We start from the raw sequence: 18,046 nt of genomic DNA, 5'->3' as shown, positions 1-18,046 counted from the left end.
TGGCCCGGCTGTCGATCAGCCGGGTCACCCTGCGCCGCGCGCTGCAGAGCCTGGTCGAGGCCGGGGTGCTGACCGCCTCGCATGGCCGCGGCTGGTACGTCTCGGCCGACGCGCCGAAGGAGTTCCCGAACACGCTGGAATCCTTCAGCGAGACCGCGGCGCGGCTGGGCCTGACGCCATCCTCGGACGTGCTGCGCGCGGCGGCGGCGCCGGCGACGCTGGACGAGGCCGAGGATCTCGGCGTCGCCCCTGGCGCCCGGCTGTTCCATCTCGATCGCATCCGGCGGCTCGACGGCGTGCCGGTGGCGGTCGACACCTCCTTCTTCGCCGCCCAGCTGGCGCCGGATCTGGACGGGGTCGATTTTAGCACTGCCTCGCTGTTCCGGCTGCTGCTCGAGCGCGGGGTCGACCTAGCCCGGGCGGAGACGACGATCGAGGCACAGGAGGCTGATGCCGCCCTGGCCGGGCATCTGGAGATCGAGCCGGGCAAGCCGGTCCTGGTGCTGCGCCAGCTGATCGTCGACGCGGCCGGGCGGCCGCTCCTGTCCTCCACCATCCGCTACGCCGGCGACCGCTACCGCCTGCGCACCGCCTTCTCCCGCTCGCGCGCGGCGCCACCTGCCCGCGGCGCGAAGCCGGAGGGCTGACGCCCCGCGGCGCGCCGCGGCCGGAATACCAAGGAGTCACGACATTGGTCGAAGGATACATCCTGGTCGCCGAGGCCCGGGCGGCGCAGGCCGGCCGGCTGGAGCAGGCGATCGCCCATCTCGGCGGCCAGCTGCGCGACGGGCAGGCACGCGGCGCCTTCGCCGGGCCGGGGCCGATCTTCCTCGGCATCGGCGCCAGCCACGCCGCCTCGGCCGCCGCGGTCTGGACGTTGCGGTCCCGCGGCATCCATTCCTGGCGCCTGAACTCGGGCGAGCACCCGCTGCCCTTTCCGGCCTCGTCGCATCCCGTGATCGGCGTCTCCCAGAGCGGCAAGAGCGCGGAGACGCTTGCCGCTGTGCGCTCGATCGATGCCGGGTTGCGCCTCGCCGTGGTCAATGTCGCGCCATCGCCGCTGGCGGATCTGGCGGCGATCGCGGTCTCGCTCGGCAACCTGCCGGACAGCTACGCCTCCACCGTCGGCTACACCGCGACCGTCGCCGCGCTGGGGATGATCGCCGAGGCCTGGGACGGCGGCGCCGTCGACCCGTCCTGGGCGGAGCTGCCGGCGGCGTTCCGGCGGCTGGACGAGGTGCTGCGTGCCCGTGGCCCGGCCCTGGCGGCGCCGCTGGCCGGGGCCGTCGCCGTCGACTATGCCGCCGCGGCGGCCACTGCCGGCTCGGCCGAGGTCGGGGCGTTGCTGCTGCGCGAGGTGGCGCGGGTGCCGGCCACCGGCCTGTCGACGCGGCAATACCTGCACGGCGCGATGGAATCGGCGGGCAAGACCGCGCATGTGCTGATCGGCGACGACCGCGAGGCAGCGCTGGCGCGGACCTTGGCCCGGGCCGGGCACGACACGGTCCTGCTGACCGCCCTGCCGGTGGATGAGGAGCCGCGGCTCAGCGTCCTGGCCCTGCCGGCACTGCCGCCCGCCCAGCGCGCCATCCTGGAGGCGCTGGCAATGCAGAGCCTGGCGGTCGAGGCGGCGGTGCTGCGCGGCATCGACCCCGACGCCTTCGTCTTCCACCACACCGACACCAAGGTAGCGTGACGCCATGGCCGACCTTCTCGCCGCGCTCGATATCGGCGGCACCAAGACGCATCTGGTGATCGAGGCCGTCGGCGGCCCCCGCTTGGTCGACATCGTCGAGCCGAGCGAGGATTGGGAGGCCGAGCCCGCGGCCGAGGCGGCCGCCTGGATCGCCGCCCGGCTGGCTCGGCATCGTCCGGCGGGGGGCCGGATCGCGGCGCTGGCGCTCGGCGCCCAGGGCGTCAACCGGGCCGCGACGGCGGCGGCGCTGCAGGACGCTTTGGCGGGGCAGGGGCTGCCGGCCACGGTGGTCAACGACGCCGCCCTGATCGTGCCCGCGGCCGGGCTGGCCGAGGGCATCGGCATCATCGCCGGCACCGGCGCGATCGGCGTCGGCGCCGATACCGCCGGGGCCTTCCTGGCCGCCGGCGGCTGGGGCTCCGTGATCGGCGACGAGGGCGGCGCCGCAGCGCTGGTGCGCGAGGCGGCCCGGGCGGCGCTGCGGGCCCATGACCAGGGCGGCCCGGATGACGGGCTGCTGGGCGCGCTGCTGGCCGCCTTCGGCGTTGCCGATGCCGAGCGCCTGGCCCGGCGCGTCAATGACGACCCGACGGTCGAGAACTGGGCGCCGCATGCCAGCGCCGTCTTCGCCGCCGCCGATGCCGGCTCTGCCCTGGCCCGGGCCGTGATCACCGACGGCGCCCGGCACTTGGTCGAGCTGGTGGTGCAACTCCGCGGCCGCGGCGCGGTGGGGCCGGCGGTGGTGGTGGCCGGCAGCGTCATCGTCAACCAGCCGCGCCTGCTCGACGGCTTCCGCGCCGGCCTCGCCGACCGCCTGCCCGGCCTGGCCCTGCATGTGCTGCGCGCCCCGCCGGTCGAAGGCGCCGTCCTGCTGGCGCGTCGCCGGCTGGGGTGACTTCAGGAACGAAGTGCGGTTCCGCCGCGCCATCGGTCAAGAAAAGATGAAGAGCCAATCGATTGGCTTCTGGTTCTGCTTCGTCCAATCTTGCAGAAAGATGTCGAGCTTCGATGTGCTTCGTGAGCCGCAGTCGAAAATCCAGTTGAACTTAGTATCGCTATCCACGCTGGCGCTTCCGGTGTGAAATCCGCCGTGTCCGACCGCGTGCTGAATCCAATCTACCTTGAGCATAGTGTCCTCAATTTCAGAGACTTGTTCCTGATGGAGCGATGTCGAGAGGCAATTTCATTAATAATTCGGCGAGATGTAGCGTCCCTATAGCCAAGCTGGACCGCAAGCGCACGCCAATCGCACGATGGAGGACCAGCCTCAAGATTTAAGATTGGTGGCTCTCTGGAGGCACGGGGACTCCGCTGGTTGCGCCGGTTTCCGGTATGGGCTGCCTGGCACCTACCCTCTATCCCGGTACCGATTTTTGAGTCCCATTTTCGACAGAAAAATATATTATTTTGACAACTATACTTTCCGATCCTACCGTTCCGCTATGAGCCGCCCGAAGACCGGGCGCGCCCTGACGCACTGACGGGGGCGGCCATGAAACTGTCGCGCACCCTGCTGCTGATCGCCCCGGCCGCTTTGGTCATCGGCATCTTCATGCTGATCCCGATGGCGATCGCCGTGGCCTATTCCTTCATGACCGCCGGCGCCTATGGCGGGGTCACGCCGCCCTTCAGCCTCGATGGCTACATCCAGTTCCTGTACCAGCGCGACTTCGACGACAGCCTGGTGTTCTCGGCCGACTACATCGTCATCATCCTGCGGTCGCTGTGGCTGGCAATCGCCACCACGCTGATCTGCCTGGCGCTGGCCTTGCCGATCGCCTGGTACGTGGTCTGCCAGAGCGAGGCGCGGCGGCGGGTGCTGCTGTTCGTCATCACCCTGCCGTTCTGGATCAACACGCTGATCCGCACCTATTGTTGGATCCTGATCCTGCGCGACGAGGGCGTGGCCAATCAGGCCCTGCGCGGCCTGGGCGTGATCGGCCAGCCGCTGCCGCTCTTGTACAATGACGGCGCCATCCTGCTGGGCCTCGTCTACACCTTCCTGCCCTTCATGGTGCTGCCGATCTACTCGACGCTGGAGCGGCTGGATCCGCGGCTGGTCGAGGCCGCCTACGACCTCTATGCCGACCGGATGGCGGTGTTCCGCCGCATCGTCTGGCCGCTGGCCCGGCCGGGCGCCATGGTCGGGTCGACCCTGGTCTTCGCCCCGGCCCTCGGCTCCTTCCTGGCGCCGGACCTGCTGGGCGGCGGCAAGACCCTGCTGATCGGCAGCCTGATCCAGATGCAGTTCACCTCGTCGCGCAACTGGCCGTTCGGCGCCGCGCTGTCGACCGCCATCACCGTCGTCATCCTGGCCGTGCTGCTGCTGCAGACGCGCCGGACCCGGATGCGGGAGTTGCGGCCATGACCGTGTCCACCGTCGCCGCCCCGCTGCCCGCCCGGCGCGCCAGGGTGCGGCCCTTCGACTGGCGCCGGACGCCGGGGCTGGCGCCCTATGTCGCGCTGATGGTGACCTTCCTCTACGCGCCCCTCCTGGTGCTGGTGGTCTACGCCTTCAACCGCAGCAGCATGGTCACGGTCTGGCAGGGCTTCAGCCTGCGCTGGTTCGCTCGGGTGGCGCAGAACGACGACATCCGCAACGCCGCGCTGAACAGCCTGGTGATCGCCGTGGTCGCCACCATCGCGTCGACCGCCATCGCCGTCACCGGCGCGTTGGCGCTGGAGCGGGGGCGCCGCTTCGCCGGCCGCGGTGCCGTCACGATGATGATCGCCCTGCCGCTGGTGGTGCCGGAGATCATCGTCGCCATCGCCACGCTGGTGTTCTTCTCCGCCATCGGCATGCGCAACGGGCTGGTCAACCTGATGATCGCCCACACCGTGTTCTGCATCCCCTTCGCCATCCTGCCGGTGCAGGCCCGGCTGCGCGAGATGGGCCACGCGCTGGAGGAGGCGGCGCGCGACCTCTACGCCAGCGAGGGGCAGCTGTTCCGTCGCATCACCCTGCCGCTGCTGGCTCCGGCCATCGCGTCGGGCGCGATCATGGCCTTCGTCGTCTCGCTCGACGATTTCCTGATCAGCATGATGGTCTCCAGCGCCGGCTCCACCACGCTGCCGGTCTATGTCTACGGCATGATGCGCCTCGGCGTGACGCCCGAGGTCAACGCCATCTCCACCATCCTGCTCGCCGTCTCGCTGGTCTTCGTCGGCGCCGCGCTGCTGCTCGGCCGCCGGCATCGACGCGCGGGGTGAGGGAGGACACGAAGGTCAAACACGGAGAACGACAATGAGAGCATGGGCATCGATCCTGGCCGGCACCGCTCTGGCGCTGGTCCTGCCGGCCGCGGCGCAGGCGGCGGGCGAGCTGCACCTCTACAACTGGACCGACTACACCGCGCCGGAGCTGATCGCGAAGTTCGAGAAGGAGACCGGGATCAAGGTCTCGATCGACACCTATGATTCGAACGAGACCGCGCTGGCCAAGCTGACCTCCGGCGCCTCGGGCTACGACCTGATCGTGGTCAGCAACGACTTCGTGCCGATCTTCGTGAGCCAAGGGCTGTTCGAGCCGGTGGACGCCGCCGCCATGCCGAACTTCAGGAACCTCGACCCCGAATGGCAGAAGCGGTCCTGGGATCCGGACGCGAAGTACAGCGTGCCCTGGGTCTGGGGCACCACCTCCTACTCCGTTGATACAGCTGTCTATACTGGCCCGCATGACAGCCTGAAGACGCTGTTCGAGCCGCCGCCGGAGCTGCAAGGCAAGATCGGCATGTTCGGGTCGCCCAGCGAGGTGATGTCGCTGGCGCTGGTCTATCTCGGCAAGTCCCAGTGCAACACCGATCCGACCGACCTGAAGGCGCTGGACGCGCTGCTCGAGGCGCAGAAGCCCTTCGTCAAGGTCTACAACTCCGACGGCACGGTGGAGCGCCAGGTCTCGGGCGAAACCGCGATGCACCAGCAATGGTCCGGCAAGGCGGAGGCGACGCGTCAGCAGAAATCCACCGTCACCTATGTCTATCCGAAGGAGGGCGTGGTCGGCTGGATGGACAATGTCGCCGTGCCCAAGGGCGCGCCGAACCTGGAGAACGCCAAGGCGTTCCTGAACTTCCTGATGGATCCGCAGAACATCGCCCTGCAATCGGCCTTCTCCGGCTACCAGACCGCGGTGATCGGCTCCAATGCGCTGCTGCCGGCGGCGCTGGGGTCCTCGCCCGAGTTCAACCCGCCGAAGGATCTCAAAATTACCTTCGCCCCCTCCTGCCCGGAGAAGGCGACACGGGCCTATGATCGGATCTGGACGCGTCTCCGGCAGTAGTTCCGACGGCCTTTTGAGATCGGCCCTTCGGTCTCTTTTCCCCGTCATGGCGAGCCCCGCAGGGGCGTGGCCATCCAGGGCCGCTCGCACCGGCCCCTGGATGGCCACGGCGCTGCGCGCCTCGCCATGACGGGTTACTATTTCGGGTGCTGGTGTAAGCTCCCTGCCGACTGACGAGGCTTGAATCATGACTACCCCCTCCGCCGTCGCGCTGACGCGCGACCTGGTCCGGCTGCGGTCGATCAATCCGCCGGGCGGGGAGCAGCCCTGCGTCGCGCTGGCGGGGCGGGTGCTGGAGGCGGCGGGCTTCGCCGTCGCAACACATCCGATGGGCGAGGGGCGGACCAATGTCGTCGCCACGCTGGACGGCGAGGGCGCGCCGCTGTGCTTCACCGGCCATCTCGACACCGTGCCGCTGGGCGCAGCACCCTGGACCCGTGATCCCTTCGCCGCCGAGATCGACGGCGACCGGCTGTACGGCCGCGGCTCCAGCGACATGAAGGCCGGCGTCGCGGCGATGGTGGCGGCGGCGGTCGAGCTCGCCCGGCTGCCGGGCCGGCGCGCCGGCCTGGCGCTGGTGCTGACGGCGGGGGAGGAGACCGGCTGCGACGGCGCCCGCCACCTGGCCGGGATCGCCGGCGCCCTGCCGGCGGCCGGCGCGCTGGTGGTGGGGGAGCCGACGGCGAACCTGCCGATGATCGGCCATCGCGGCGCGCTGTGGCTGCGCGCCGCCTTCCACGGCGTCACCGCCCATGGCTCGATGCCCGAGCAGGGCGACAACGCCGTCTACAAGGCGGCGCGGGGCGTGCTGCGCCTGGCCGAGCACAGCTTCGACGCCCGGCCCCACGTCCATCTCGGCGGGCCGTCGATCAATGTCGGCACCTTCCAGGGCGGGCTGAACGTCAATTCGGTGCCGGACCGGGCCGAGGTGCAGATCGACATCCGCACCGTCCCCGGCCAGTCGAACGACGCCATCCGCCGCGAGGTCGAGGCGGTGCTGGGCGAGGGGGCGGAGCTGTCGCGCATCGTCGATGTCGGCGCCGTCGCCAGCAGCCCGCAGGACGAATGGGTCAGCGGCGTGTTTGACCTGTGCGAGCGCGCGGCCGGCCGGCGCATCGACCCGAAGGGTGCCGCCTTCTTCACCGATGCCTCGGTGCTGGCGCCGGCGATGGGCGGCGTGCCGGTGGTGATCCTCGGCCCCGGCGAGCCGACGATGGCGCACAAGACCGACGAATACTGCCTGGTGTCGAAGATCGAGGCCGCGGTCGGGCTCTACACCGAGATCGGCCGGCAGTGGATGGGAGTGTAGGGGAGCACACTGTTTTCCCTACCGTCATTGCGAGGAGGCGAAGCCGACGAAGCAATCCAGGGGCCGGTGCGCACCGGCCCCTGGATTGCTTCGCTGCGCTAACAAGTAACTGACCGCTCAGGCGGCTCGTTACATCAAGGGCGGGTCGGCCTCCGGCCGGTGCTAAACTCGCAATGACGGTCTGGGAGTAAGGCCCGGGTAGCGCTCTTACCCCTCCACCTCTTCCACCATCCGCATCTCGTCGCTGGCGGCGGCGGAGAGCAGGATGGTGGCGGTGGCCTGCAGATGGGCGGCCAGCAGCGATGCGGCCGCGTCGGCGTCGCGGTCCAGCGTCGCTTTCACGATCTGCTGGTGCTCCTGCTCGATGTTGCGGGTGCTGCGGGTCAGCGGCACCGAGATCCGGCGGTAGCGCTCGCTCTGGTCGTAGAGTTGGCCGCGCAGCCGCATCAGCCAGGCGCTGTCGCAGCCCTCGACCAGGGCGCGGTGGAAGGCGGCATGCGCCTCCGCCCAGTCGTCGTTGATCCGCTCCGGGTCGCCGGGGTCGCGCTCCGGCGTGCGCGACAGCCGGTGGGTGGCGGCGACCAGCTTCGATTCCCAATGCACGTCGCCGAGGCGGATGGCGCGGCGCAGGCACAGCGTCTCCAGCTCGATCCGCGCGTTCGTCAGGTCCTGCAGGTCGGCGGCGGAGATCGGCGCGGCGCGGAAGCCGCGCTGCGGCTCGGCCACCACCAGCCCTTCCGAGGTCAGGCGCGACAGCGCCTCGCGGATCGCGCCCAGGCTGACGGCGAAGCGGACGCACAGCTCCTGGATCTTCAGGCGGCTGCCGGGAAGGATGCGGCAGGACAGCAGATCCGCGCGCAGGGCCTCATAGGCGCCTTGGGTCCGATTGAGCGTTGGGTCTCGGGCCATGATGCCTTGTGCCTGGGGCGCCTCAGGATTGGACGTCGTCATCCTGGATTATCGAAGCCGATCTGGTGGCGGTCAATAAAATATATTATCCGTTGACTGATATATGGATCGGCGACATTGTCCCAGGAAAGCTGGGCCACCGGCCGCGCAGTGAAGACAGGGGAGCCGCGATGAACCGGGTCATCTTCCGCAACGCCGTGGTCTGGGACGGCAGCGGCGCCGACGCCTTTCCGGGCGACGTCCTGGTCGAGGGCAGCCGCATCCGCAGCGTCGCCCGCACCCCGGGCCAGCTGGTCGCCGACGGCGCCCAGTCGATCGACTGCAAGGGGCGGACGCTGATGCCGGGGCTGGTCGAAGGCCACGCCCACATCTCCTTCGGCGGCGCGGTGAACGACAGCGACCTCGGCAACATCCCGCCCGAGGAACACGTCCTCCTGACCATGCGCAACGCCAAGACGCTGCTGGACCACGGCTTCACCAGCGCCTACAGCGCCGCCACCTCGAAGCTGCGGCTGGACGTCGTGATCCGCAACGAGATCGAGGCTGGGCGCCTGCCTGGCCCCCGCATCCGCGCCGGCAGCCCGGAGATCACGGTCACCGGCGGCCTCGGGGACGAGCGCAAGCAGCACATGTACTATGAGAGCTTCGGCATGATCGCGGACGGGCCGGAGGAGATCGCCCGCGCCGTGCGGCTGTGCTGCCGCGAGGGCGTCGACAACATCAAGATCAACATCTCCGGCGACGACCTGGGCCCGAAGGCCGGCGGCGGCGCCACGGTGATGCGCGAGGACGAGGTCCGCATGGCGGTGGCGGTGGCGCGCGACTTCGGCAAGAAGATCAACTGCCATGCCCGCGCGGCGGAATCGGTGAAGCGCGCGGTGCGCTGCGGCGTCGATGTGATCTATCACTGCGAATCCGCCGACACCGAAGCGATCGACATGCTGGAATCGGCGAAGGACAGGATCTTCGTCGGCCCGGCGATCGGCATCATCTACGCCACGCTGCATGAGGGCGAGCCGTTCGGCTTCACCCGCGAATTCGCGCTGAACATCGGCATGCAACGGGTGCTGGACACCAGCCGCGCCGTCTACCAGGAGCTGCGCAAGCGCGGCGTGCGGGTGCTGATCGGCGGCGATTACGGCTTCGCCCAGACGCCGCAGGGCCAGAACGCCCGCGACCTCAAGCATTTCGTCGACCTGCTCGGCTACAGCCCCAGCGAGGCGCTGGTCTGCGGCACCCGGATCGGCGGCGAGGTGATGGGGCTGAAGGGCGAGCTGGGCGAGGTCAAGGACGGCTACATCGCCGACCTGCTGCTGGTCGACGGCGACCCGCTGCAGGACCTCGACATGATGGTGCACGAGAAGAACCTGCTGGTGATCATGAAGGACGGGGCGCTGTACAAGGACGCCTCGGCGGTGCTTAGCCGGTCGTCCCAGGGCGCGGTCGCCGCCTGACCATGGCGGCGCCCGAAGTGCCGATCGACGTCGATCCCGAGACCGGGATCTGGCGCACCGACGACCTGCCCATGGTCTATCTGCCGCGCCACTTCCTGGTGAACAACCACCGGGCGGTGGAGGCGGCGATGGGCATCGAGCCGTACCGGGCGATCCTGCGCCCGGCCACCGAGGCCTCGGCCGTGCACTGGTGCGCGGTCCAGGCCCGCAGCCTGGGGCTGGGCCCGGAGCAGATTGTGCGCCGCTATTTCCAGCGGCTGTCGCAGCGCGGCTGGGGGCGGTTCGAGGTCGAGCATCTCGACGCCGCGACCGGGCAGGGCCGCATCGCCCTGTCCGCCTCGGTCTTCGCCCTGGAATACGGGCCGGGGGCGGGCCGGCCGGTCTGCACCATGTTCGAAGGCTTCATGACCGGGGCGCTGCGGCACCTGCTGGGCGATGCCGGCGCAGGGGCCGCCGTCGGCTGCCAGGAGACGCAATGCGCCGCCCAGGGCCATGACCGCTGCCGCTTCGAATTCGGCGTCGGCCGGGACTAACCAGCCAAGTCCAGAAACGAGTGCTCCAGTCGTCGCGGGGATCATCGGCCGCAAGTCCCTGATTTGAACCTGCGCCGACAGTCGAGGGGGTAGGGGCCGCCGCTAGCCGATCACGTCAGGGGACGGGGCGGCCCATGCCGGCGATGTCCTCTGCCAGGCTGTGCAACTGCCGGTCCAGCTCCGCGGCCAGCACCTGGATGTGCAGCGCGGTGGCGCGATCGCGGTGGACGAACAGGCCGATCTCGCTGCCGGCCAGGCCCGGCTCCATCAGGGGCACGCAGATCAGCTCGCCGCGCCGCAGCTCGTCGACAAAGCCGGTCGGGGTGAAGAAGCCGATGCCGAGGCCGGAGCGCATCGCCGCCTTCATCACGGTCAGCGAGTTCGACAGGATGCGGGCGTTGAACCGGGCGCCGCTGTGGATGAACTCGCTCTCCGACACCGCGTCCAGCAGCCAGGGGTCGTTCAGCATCACCACCGGGTAGTCGGCGCATTGCGTCAGGGTGACGCCGGCGGCCGAGGCCAGCGGATGGTCCGGCCGCATGATCGCGCCCAGCGCGGTGCTCAGCCGGGCTGTCAGCTCATAGCTGCGCTGGCGCCGGTCGATGAACAGCAGCGCCAGATCCGGCCGCCCGGCCCGCATCTCCTCGACATGCTCGGCCGGGTCGGCGTCGATGACGCGGAAGGCGATGTGCGGGTGCTGCGTCGCCACCGCCTCGATCGCCCGCGGCACCACCCGCACCAGCAGCGACGGGATCGCCACGATCCGCACCTCGCCATGCAGGTCGCCGGACAGGGCGGCGATGTCGCTGCAGGTACGCTGCCACTCCGCCAGGGTGTGCCGGGCGTGGCGCAGCAGGTGCTCGCCCGCCGGGGTCAGGCGGACGCCATTGCCGCGCCGCTCGAACAGTGCCGCACCGATTTCCGCCTCCAGCTTCAGGATCTGCCGGTTGACGGCGGAGGAGGCAACGTTCAGCGCCTCCGCCGCCCGCCGGATCGATCCCAGCCGCGCGACATGGTCGAGATAGCGCAGCACCACCGCATGCATGCCGGTCGCCCCCTGAAGCCTGCTTCTGGGTGATGCCGAAAAGGCATCACCTCGCGCGAAATTCTATTCTTCCGAAGCGCGCCGAAGCACCCCTAAAGTTGTCGATCCGAGCGCGGACGCGTCGCCCCAGGAAGCCACGACGAGCGACACCGCCAAGAGCCGCATCGGCAGGGAAGCTCCGGGTCCAACGCGACCCCGAAGAAGGAGATGGCTTCATGGCATTGACGCTCTCCGCCAGCCGGCGACAGCTGCTGAAGACCGGCATGGCGCTGGCCGGCGGGCTGGCCTGCCCGACGGTGATCCCCGGCCTGGCCCGGTCCGATTCCGGCACCCGCGCGGTCAACATGCAGCTCGGCTGGCTGGCCAACGACAACCAGCTCGGCGAGATCGTGGCCAAGCGCCTCGGCTATTTCGACGAGGAGAAGATCGACTTCGCGATCCAGCCGGGTGGGCCCAGCATCGACGGCGTCGCTATCGTCGCCTCCGGCCGGTTCGAGATCGGCCAGGTCTCCTCCAGCCCGTCGCTGCTGCTGGCGGCGTCGCAGGGCATCCCGGTGAAATGCTTCGCCGTCGGGGCGCAGCAGCACCCCTACAGCTTCTTCTCGCTGCCGGCGGCGCCGGTCCGCTCGCCGCAGGACATGGCCGGGAAGAAGGTCGGGGTCCAGGCCACCGGCCGGATCCTGCTCTCCGCGCTGCTGCGCAAGCACGGCATCGCCGAGGGCGATGTCGAGGTCGTGGTGATCGGCGCCGACATGTCGCCGCTGCTGACCGGCCAGGTCGACTGCATCACCGGGTGGGAAACCAACCGCACCGCGCTCAAGGTCCTCGGCCCCGACATGATCACCATGCGGCTGTGGGACCAGGGCGTGCGCCTCTACGCCATGCCCTATTACGCCACCGCCGAGACCATCGAGGGCCAGGGCGACCTGCTGGCCGGCTTCCTGCGCGCCGCCGGCCGCGGCTGGCAATATGCCCGCCAGAATCCGGAGCAGGCGGTCGACCTGTTCCTGCAGGAATATCCGGATGCGGTGCGCGAGGACGAACTGGCGGCCTGCAAGACCCTGCTCGACTACGTCTTCACCGAGAAGACGAAGCAGGATGGCTGGGGCTGCTTCGACCCCGCGGTGTGGCAGGAGCAGATCGACCTCTATGCCGGGCTCGGCCAGTTCTCCGCCGGCACGCCGCCGATCGACGCGGTGATGACGACCGCGGTGCTGGACGCCACCCGCGACAACCGCCCGAAGATCGGCTGAGGGGAGGCACGCTCATGCCGGCCATCGCCCTGGACTGCGCGGTCCGTAGCGATCCGCCCGCCGCCGCCCCGGCCGCGGAGCCCGCCATCCGCCTGGACCGGGTGACGGTCCGCTTCACCACCGAACGCGGCACCGTGACCGCGCTGGAGGGCATCGACCTGGCGGTCCGGCCCGGCGGCTTCGTTACCCTGCTGGGCCCATCCGGCTGCGGCAAGTCCACCCTGCTGCGGGTGGTGGCCGACCTGATCCCGCCGACCCGTGGCGCGGTCCGCGTGCTCGGCGGCACCGCCTCGGCGGCGCGGGAGCGGCGCGACATCGGCTTCGTGTTCCAGGACGCGGCGCTGCTGCCCTGGCGCACGGCGCTGCAGAATGTCGAGCTGCCGCTCGAGGTCGGCCGCGCCCGTCCTGGCAAGCGCAGCCCGCGCGAGCTGCTGCAACTGGTCGGGCTGGACGGCTGGGAGAACGCCTTCCCGCATGAGCTGTCGGGCGGCATGCGCCAGCGCGTCTCGATCGCCCGGGCGCTGGCCAACGACCCGAAGCTGCTGCTGATGGACGAGCCCTTCGGCGCGCTCGACGAGATCACCCGCGACCGGCTGAACGAGGAGCTGCTGCGGGTGTGGGAGGAGACGGGGACGACCATCCTGTTCGTCACCCATTCGATCTACGAAGCCGCCTTCCTGGGCCAGGAGGTGCTGCTGCTGGCGGCCCGGCCCGGCCGGGTGCGCGAGCTGGTGCCGGTCGACCTGCCGTCGCCGCGCCGCATCCCGGTGCGCGAGACCCGGGAGTTCGTCGACCTCGCCGCCCGGCTGCGGCGCGTGCTGGAGGCCTGCTGATGGTCGCGCCCGCCACCGACACCTTGCCCATGGCCGGCGCCTTCGCCGAGGATGCCGAGGCCCAGGCCGCCTTCGCCGGCACGCAGCGCTTCCTGGCCTGGCGCCGCCGGCTTCTGCCGGTCCTGGCCGTGGCCGCGATCCTGGTGCTGTGGGAGATCGCGGTGCCGCTGTTCGGCATCAAGCCCTTCATCGCCCCGGCGCCCAGCGCCGTGGCCAAGGTGCTGGTCGCCAAATCCGGCATGCTGCTGTCGAACCTGGTGCCGACCGCGATCGAGGCGGTGCTGGGCTTCCTGCTGGGCAATGCCGCGGCGATCCTGATCGCCGTCGCCTTCGTCTGGAAGCGGACGCTGGAGGAGGCGTTCTTCCCGGTGGCGGTGATGATCAACACCATCCCGGTGGTGGCCAAGGCGCCGATCCTGGTGCTGCTGCTGGGCAACGGCATGGAGCCGAAGATCGCCATCGCGGCGCTGATCTGCTTCTTCCCGACCCTGGTCAACATGACCCGCGGCCTGCGCGACGTCAGCCCGCAACAACTGGAGCTGATGCGCATCCTGTCGGCCTCGCCGCGCGAGGTGTTCGTCAAGCTGCGCCTGAAGAACGCGCTGCCCTACCTGTTCTCGGCCCTGAAGATCGCGGCCTCGACCGCGGTGATCGGCGCCATCGTCGGCGAATGGATCGGCGCCACCAAGGGCATCGGCGCCCTGATCATCCAGGCGACCTACAACTTCGACTCGCCGCTGCTCTACGCCACCATCGTCGTCGGCTCGGTGTTCTCGGCGACCTTCTTCGGCGTGATCAGCTGGGCCGAGCATCGCTTCCTGAAATGGAACGTTCGCGCCGCCTGACCCAGCGCGCGACCCCCACCTCCCGACCTCATTGCGGAGCCATCAGCATGGCCACGACGCCTGACACCATTGTCGAACCCGAAGGCCGCATCCCGGTCGTGGCGCGCGCCGACCTCGTCGTCGTCGGCGGCGGGCCGGCCGGCATCTCCGCCGCCGTCGCCGCTGCCCGCAACGGCCTGTCGGTGATCCTGCTCGAACGCTACGCCTATCTCGGCGGCCTGGCCTCGGGCGGCATGGTCCTGGTGCTGGACGACATGAGCAATGGCGACGAGATCAGCGTCCGCGGCCTGTGCGGCGAGATGATCGACCGGATGGAGCGGATCGGCCTGTGCGTCGCCCCGCCCGAGGCCGACCGGCGGTCGGACCCGGCGATGTGGCGGAAATGGTCGCGCTGGGGCGTGTTCGACTTCCACTCCCACATGAAGCCGCAGCCGATCTGCTACGCCGCCGCCTTCGACCCCGACGGCTACAAGCGCGTGGCCAATGACCTGGTGCGCGAGGCCGGGGTCAATCTGCGCCTGCACAGCTGGTTCTCCCGCGCCATCGTCGAGGATGGCCGCATCACCGGCGTGATCTGCGACAGCAAGGAAGGCCGCCAGGCGATCATGGGATCGGCGGTGGTCGACGCCACCGGCGACCTCGACGTCGCCGCCTCGGCCGGCGCGCCCTTCATCCAGGGCGCTTTCATCGTCACCACCGTGTTCCGCCTCGGCGGCGTCGACACCGCGGCGGCCGAGCGTTTCGAATACGAGGAGCCGGAGGCCTTCGCCGCGCTGGACCGCGAGGCCAAGCGGATCATGGGCGGGTCGTGGGACAAGTGGTGGCTGAAGACGCCGCTGGCCGGCGTGGTCTGGTGCAACTGCCCGCACATGGCCGGGTTCGACGGGCTGAAGGTCGACGACCTGACCCGCGCGGACTTCCAGGGCCGCGACCGCATCGCCGCGCTGCTGGCCTATGCGCGGGAGAAGATGCCCGGCTTCGAGAACGCCTTCATCGTCGACGTGGCGCCGCAGGTCGGCGTGCGCCAGAGCCGGCTGCTGGACGGCGTCCATGTCGTGTCGAAGGAGGATGTGACCCAGCGCCGCCACTTCGCCGACAGCATCGCCCGCGGCCGCGACTACTACACCCCCTACCGCTCGCTGCTGCCGCGCGACGTGGCGCAACTGCTGGTCGCCGGCCGGCACTATTCCGCCACCTCGGCCGCGCAGCGCATCTCGCGCGAGATCCCGCCCTGCATGGCGATGGGCGAGGCCGCCGGCGTGGCGGCGGCGCTGGCGCTGCAGGCCGGCGTCACCGTTGACCGGGTGGACGTCGCCCGGCTGCAGGCTACGCTGCGGGCCCAGGGGGCCGATCCGGGCGACCGGCCGGCGGCCAATGCGCAGGTGGCGGAAGCCGCGGAATAGGGAAGGGGCATGAGCAGCATGCAGAGCGACGGGATCCAGCCGCTGTCCGGCATCCGGGTGATCGACTTCTCCCAGGTCATGCTCGGCCCCAGCGCCACCCAGGTGCTGGCCGATTACGGCGCCGACGTGATCAAGATCGAGCGGCCGGGCGCCGGCGACCTGTCGCGCAGCTCGATCCCGGACGATCCGGACGGGCCGAACAACCCGGTGTTCCGCAGCCTGAACCGCAACAAGCGGTCGATCGCGCTGGACCTGCGCGGCGACGAGGGCAAGCAGGTCGTGTACGAGCTGGTGCGCGGCGCCGACATCGTGGTCAACAATTTCCGCGCCGGGGTGATGGAGCGGATGGGCTTCGGCTATGCCCGGCTGGCGGAGATCAACCCGCGCATCATCTGCGCCTTCGGTTCCGGCTTCGGCCAGGCCGGGCCGCTGGCCTACAAGGGCGGCCAGGACATCCTGGCCCAGGCCCTGTCCGGCGTGATGCTGCGGAAGTGCAACGACGACGAGCCGCTGACCATCTACGCCACCTCGCTGTGCGACTATTCCGCCGGCATGCATCTGGTGCAGGCGATCCTGCTGGCGCTGCTGCAGCGGGAGAAGACCGGCCGCGGCCAGCAGGTCTCGGTGTCGCTGTTCGAATCCATGCTCGCGATGCAGATGCAGGAGGCGGCGATGTGGCTGCAGCGCGGCCGCGACTTCAGCTGGGGCGCCTATCCGCTGACCGGCGCCTTCCCGACCACCGACGGCGCCGTCGTCCTGGTCGGCGCCTTCAAGGCCAACCCGCTGCGCGACATCTGCACAGCACTGGGCCTACCGGACCTGTCGGCCGATCCGCGCACCGCCGACTTCGCCGGCCAAGTGAAGCACAAGGCCGAGCTGCAGGCGCTGTTCCGCGAGCGCTTCGCCACGAATACGACCGAGCACTGGCTGGCCCGGCTGGACGAGCAGGACCTGCTCTGCGCCCCCGTCCTGAAGCTGTCCGACGCGCTGGTGCATGAGCAGACCAAGGCCAATGGCAGTGTGGTGTCGCATGAGCCGGGCGACCCGCTGGCGCTGGTCGGCACGCCGCTGACCATGGACCCGTCGGCCTTCCGCATCCGCCACGCCCCGCCGGCGCTGGGCGCCGACGGCGACGCCGTGCTGGCTGAGGCCGGCTTCCCGGCGTCGCGGATCCGGGCGCTGCGCGAGGCAGGGGTGCTGTCATGACCGTGCGCTTCACCATCGAGGGCGAGATCGCCCGCATCACCCTCGACCGGCCCGACCGAATGAACGCGGTCGACCGGGCGACCGAGGCGGAGCTGATCCGGATCTGGGAGGCGATCGAGCGCGACCGGTCGATCCGCGCCGTGGTCCTGACCGGGGCCGGCGACCGCGCGTTCTGCACCGGCGCCGACATGAAGGACGGGTCGGGCGTCAGCGGACTGGAGTACTGGGCCGCGCCGCGGCCGGGCGGCTTCGGCGGCATCGCCCTGCGCGAGACGCTGGATATCCCGGTGATCGCCCGGGTCAACGGCCATGCGCTGGGCGGCGGCATGGAGATGGTGCTGGGCTGCGACATCGTCGTGGCCTCGTCCGGCGCCAGCTTCGGCCTGCCGGAGCCGCGCGTCGGCCGGCTGGCGCTGGATGGCGGCATCGCCCTGCTGCCGCGGCGGCTGAGCCATGTCCAGGCCATGGGCCTCTTGCTGACCGGCCGCCGCATCGGCGCCGAGGAGGCGCTGCGGCTGGGGCTGGTCAACGAGGTCGCGGCGCCGGAGGCGTTGGACGCCGCGGTCGACCGCTGGGTCGCCGAGATCCTGGCCTGCGCACCGCTGTCGGTGCGGGCGATCAAGCAGATGGTCCGGGCCGGGGCCGGGCTGACCGCCGCCCAGGCCCAGGCGCTGCGCCTGCCGGCCCTGGTCGAGGCGCTGCGGTCGGCAGACCAGGAGGAGGGCGTGCGCGCCTTCCAGGAAAAGCGCCCGCCACGCTGGCAGGGGCGGTGAGGGGGCGGCGCCCGTCATGACCCACATCATCGCCTCGGCCTGCATCGACGTGAAGGACGGCGCCTGCCAGAAGGTGTGCCCGGTCGACAGCATCTATGAGGGCGGGCGGATGATGTACATCCACCCCGAGGAATGCATCGATTGCGGCATCTGCCTGTCGGTCTGCCCGGTGCAGGCGATCTTCGCCGATGACGAGCTGCCGGCGGCGGAGGAGGGGTTCCGCGCCGCCAACGCCGAGTTCTTCGGTCCGGCCGTGACCGGGTGGGGCGCCCCCGGCGGCGCCGATGCGAGGCATGTCAGCGCCCTGGACCATCCGGAGGTCGCGGAACGTGTCCGCGGCACCGCGATCGTCGGCCGAGACCTGTAGCGCCGGCGTCGGCTGCCCGACCGTGCGGCATGGTCGACACGCTCGATCGCCGCCGCGTCGGCCGGCGTCGATCCAGCTTTTGCACCCGCAGGCGGTGAAGCCGTCTCCGCGAAACGGCCTTCGCAGCGCGGACGTTCTACGCCG

Annotated in this window: 19 protein-coding genes; 16 read left to right on the top strand and 3 right to left on the bottom strand. The window is 70.3% G+C overall.

The annotated features are described in order from the left end of the window. From FFK22_RS36870 to FFK22_RS36860, 3 genes are all read left to right on the top strand, one after another. On the top strand, window positions 1-647 hold a 647-nt coding region (locus FFK22_RS36870; protein ID WP_143956922.1), incomplete at its 5' end, for a GntR family transcriptional regulator. A gap of 44 nt (window positions 648-691) precedes the next feature. Further along, complete coding sequence (locus FFK22_RS36865; RefSeq protein ID WP_138892870.1) at window positions 692-1,696, top strand: SIS domain-containing protein; 1,005 nt, start codon at window positions 692-694, stop codon at window positions 1,694-1,696. 4 nt (window positions 1,697-1,700) lie between these two features. Continuing rightward, window positions 1,701-2,591: a BadF/BadG/BcrA/BcrD ATPase family protein gene (locus FFK22_RS36860; protein ID WP_138892869.1), complete on the top strand. Its 891-nt coding sequence runs from the start codon at window positions 1,701-1,703 to the stop codon at window positions 2,589-2,591. A 36-nt stretch (window positions 2,592-2,627) separates the two neighbouring features. Here FFK22_RS36860 and FFK22_RS36855 read toward each other — a convergent pair whose 3' ends face one another. Then, on the bottom strand, window positions 2,628-2,825 hold the full coding sequence (locus FFK22_RS36855) for a hypothetical protein (protein WP_138892868.1): 198 nt from the start codon (window positions 2,823-2,825) through the stop codon (window positions 2,628-2,630). Between the two features lie 363 nt (window positions 2,826-3,188). Between FFK22_RS36855 and FFK22_RS36850 the strand changes: the two genes are divergently transcribed. From FFK22_RS36850 to FFK22_RS36835, 4 genes are all read left to right on the top strand, one after another. Then, window positions 3,189-4,064, top strand: a complete 876-nt coding sequence (locus FFK22_RS36850) for an ABC transporter permease (protein ID WP_138892867.1) — start codon at window positions 3,189-3,191, stop codon at window positions 4,062-4,064. Further along, on the top strand, window positions 4,061-4,906 hold the full coding sequence (locus FFK22_RS36845; RefSeq protein ID WP_138892866.1) for an ABC transporter permease: 846 nt from the start codon (window positions 4,061-4,063) through the stop codon (window positions 4,904-4,906). Before FFK22_RS36850 ends, FFK22_RS36845 begins: the two co-directional genes overlap by 4 nt. A 34-nt stretch (window positions 4,907-4,940) precedes the next feature. After that, the gene (locus FFK22_RS36840) at window positions 4,941-5,972 is read left to right on the top strand and encodes an extracellular solute-binding protein (protein WP_138892865.1); all 1,032 of its coding nucleotides are present in this window, start codon (window positions 4,941-4,943) and stop codon (window positions 5,970-5,972) included. Window positions 5,973-6,159: 187 nt separating this feature from the next. Next, window positions 6,160-7,281 carry a M20 family metallopeptidase gene (locus tag FFK22_RS36835; protein ID WP_138892864.1) on the top strand — a complete coding sequence of 374 codons (1,122 nt, stop codon included), beginning with the start codon at window positions 6,160-6,162 and terminating at the stop codon, window positions 7,279-7,281. Window positions 7,282-7,488: 207 nt separating this feature from the next. Here the strand turns inward: FFK22_RS36835 and FFK22_RS36830 are convergent, their stop codons facing one another. Continuing rightward, window positions 7,489-8,190: a GntR family transcriptional regulator gene (locus FFK22_RS36830; protein ID WP_138892863.1), complete on the bottom strand. Its 702-nt coding sequence runs from the start codon at window positions 8,188-8,190 to the stop codon at window positions 7,489-7,491. A gap of 170 nt (window positions 8,191-8,360) precedes the next feature. Here FFK22_RS36830 and FFK22_RS36825 point away from each other — a divergent pair, with 170 nt between their 5' ends. Both FFK22_RS36825 and FFK22_RS36820 read left to right on the top strand, forming a co-directional pair. Further along, complete coding sequence (locus FFK22_RS36825) at window positions 8,361-9,644, top strand: amidohydrolase family protein (RefSeq protein WP_138892862.1); 1,284 nt, start codon at window positions 8,361-8,363, stop codon at window positions 9,642-9,644. Between the two features lie 2 nt (window positions 9,645-9,646). Next, complete coding sequence (locus FFK22_RS36820; RefSeq protein ID WP_138892861.1) at window positions 9,647-10,177, top strand: 4-vinyl reductase; 531 nt, start codon at window positions 9,647-9,649, stop codon at window positions 10,175-10,177. 115 nt (window positions 10,178-10,292) lie between these two features. Here FFK22_RS36820 and FFK22_RS36815 read toward each other — a convergent pair whose 3' ends face one another. Continuing rightward, window positions 10,293-11,222 carry a LysR family transcriptional regulator gene (locus FFK22_RS36815; RefSeq protein ID WP_138892860.1) on the bottom strand — a complete coding sequence of 310 codons (930 nt, stop codon included), beginning with the start codon at window positions 11,220-11,222 and terminating at the stop codon, window positions 10,293-10,295. Window positions 11,223-11,437: 215 nt separating this feature from the next. Between FFK22_RS36815 and FFK22_RS36810 the strand changes: the two genes are divergently transcribed. Genes FFK22_RS36810 through fdxA form a run of 7 tightly spaced genes read left to right on the top strand, consistent with a single transcriptional unit; the run spans window position 11,438 to window position 17,902 of the window. Then, window positions 11,438-12,475, top strand: a complete 1,038-nt coding sequence (locus FFK22_RS36810) for an ABC transporter substrate-binding protein (protein WP_186002865.1) — start codon at window positions 11,438-11,440, stop codon at window positions 12,473-12,475. A gap of 14 nt (window positions 12,476-12,489) precedes the next feature. Next, the gene (locus FFK22_RS36805) at window positions 12,490-13,308 is read left to right on the top strand and encodes an ABC transporter ATP-binding protein (protein ID WP_138892859.1); all 819 of its coding nucleotides are present in this window, start codon (window positions 12,490-12,492) and stop codon (window positions 13,306-13,308) included. Further along, complete coding sequence (locus tag FFK22_RS36800) at window positions 13,308-14,153, top strand: ABC transporter permease (RefSeq protein ID WP_221939138.1); 846 nt, start codon at window positions 13,308-13,310, stop codon at window positions 14,151-14,153. Before FFK22_RS36805 ends, FFK22_RS36800 begins: the two co-directional genes overlap by 1 nt. A 47-nt stretch (window positions 14,154-14,200) precedes the next feature. After that, the gene (locus FFK22_RS36795; RefSeq protein WP_138892858.1) at window positions 14,201-15,556 is read left to right on the top strand and encodes an FAD-dependent oxidoreductase; all 1,356 of its coding nucleotides are present in this window, start codon (window positions 14,201-14,203) and stop codon (window positions 15,554-15,556) included. Between the two features lie 9 nt (window positions 15,557-15,565). After that, window positions 15,566-16,762 (top strand): CaiB/BaiF CoA-transferase family protein, encoded by a 1,197-nt coding sequence (locus tag FFK22_RS36790; protein ID WP_138892857.1) that lies wholly within the window; start codon window positions 15,566-15,568, stop codon window positions 16,760-16,762. After that, on the top strand, window positions 16,759-17,535 hold the full coding sequence (locus FFK22_RS36785) for an enoyl-CoA hydratase-related protein (RefSeq protein ID WP_138892856.1): 777 nt from the start codon (window positions 16,759-16,761) through the stop codon (window positions 17,533-17,535). Before FFK22_RS36790 ends, FFK22_RS36785 begins: the two co-directional genes overlap by 4 nt. 16 nt (window positions 17,536-17,551) lie before the next feature. Next, on the top strand, window positions 17,552-17,902 hold the full coding sequence (gene fdxA, locus FFK22_RS36780; protein WP_138892855.1) for a ferredoxin: 351 nt from the start codon (window positions 17,552-17,554) through the stop codon (window positions 17,900-17,902). Window positions 17,903-18,046: the final 144 nt, after the last annotated feature.

Source organism: Mycobacterium sp. KBS0706 (assembly GCF_005938675.2).
GTDB lineage: Bacteria > Pseudomonadota > Alphaproteobacteria > DSM-16000 > Inquilinaceae > Inquilinus.
The sequence above is the reverse complement of the archived record's forward strand: the minus strand, read 5'-3'. Positions and strand labels throughout refer to the sequence as shown.

Coding starts and splice junctions, on each gene's coding strand:
- FFK22_RS36800 (WP_221939138.1), top strand. CDS start 13,308: ATGGTCGCGCCCGCCACCGACACCTTGCCCATGGCCGGCGCCTTCGCC.
- FFK22_RS36850 (WP_138892867.1), top strand. CDS start 3,189: ATGAAACTGTCGCGCACCCTGCTGCTGATCGCCCCGGCCGCTTTGGTC.
- FFK22_RS36790 (WP_138892857.1), top strand. CDS start 15,566: ATGAGCAGCATGCAGAGCGACGGGATCCAGCCGCTGTCCGGCATCCGG.
- FFK22_RS36855 (WP_138892868.1), bottom strand. CDS start 2,825: ATGCTCAAGGTAGATTGGATTCAGCACGCGGTCGGACACGGCGGATTT.
- FFK22_RS36820 (WP_138892861.1), top strand. CDS start 9,647: ATGGCGGCGCCCGAAGTGCCGATCGACGTCGATCCCGAGACCGGGATC.
- FFK22_RS36795 (WP_138892858.1), top strand. CDS start 14,201: ATGGCCACGACGCCTGACACCATTGTCGAACCCGAAGGCCGCATCCCG.
- FFK22_RS36840 (WP_138892865.1), top strand. CDS start 4,941: ATGAGAGCATGGGCATCGATCCTGGCCGGCACCGCTCTGGCGCTGGTC.
- FFK22_RS36815 (WP_138892860.1), bottom strand. CDS start 11,222: ATGCATGCGGTGGTGCTGCGCTATCTCGACCATGTCGCGCGGCTGGGA.
- fdxA (WP_138892855.1), top strand. CDS start 17,552: ATGACCCACATCATCGCCTCGGCCTGCATCGACGTGAAGGACGGCGCC.
- FFK22_RS36860 (WP_138892869.1), top strand. CDS start 1,701: ATGGCCGACCTTCTCGCCGCGCTCGATATCGGCGGCACCAAGACGCAT.
- FFK22_RS36845 (WP_138892866.1), top strand. CDS start 4,061: ATGACCGTGTCCACCGTCGCCGCCCCGCTGCCCGCCCGGCGCGCCAGG.
- FFK22_RS36785 (WP_138892856.1), top strand. CDS start 16,759: ATGACCGTGCGCTTCACCATCGAGGGCGAGATCGCCCGCATCACCCTC.
- FFK22_RS36805 (WP_138892859.1), top strand. CDS start 12,490: ATGCCGGCCATCGCCCTGGACTGCGCGGTCCGTAGCGATCCGCCCGCC.
- FFK22_RS36810 (WP_186002865.1), top strand. CDS start 11,438: ATGGCATTGACGCTCTCCGCCAGCCGGCGACAGCTGCTGAAGACCGGC.
- FFK22_RS36835 (WP_138892864.1), top strand. CDS start 6,160: ATGACTACCCCCTCCGCCGTCGCGCTGACGCGCGACCTGGTCCGGCTG.
- FFK22_RS36825 (WP_138892862.1), top strand. CDS start 8,361: ATGAACCGGGTCATCTTCCGCAACGCCGTGGTCTGGGACGGCAGCGGC.
- FFK22_RS36830 (WP_138892863.1), bottom strand. CDS start 8,190: ATGGCCCGAGACCCAACGCTCAATCGGACCCAAGGCGCCTATGAGGCC.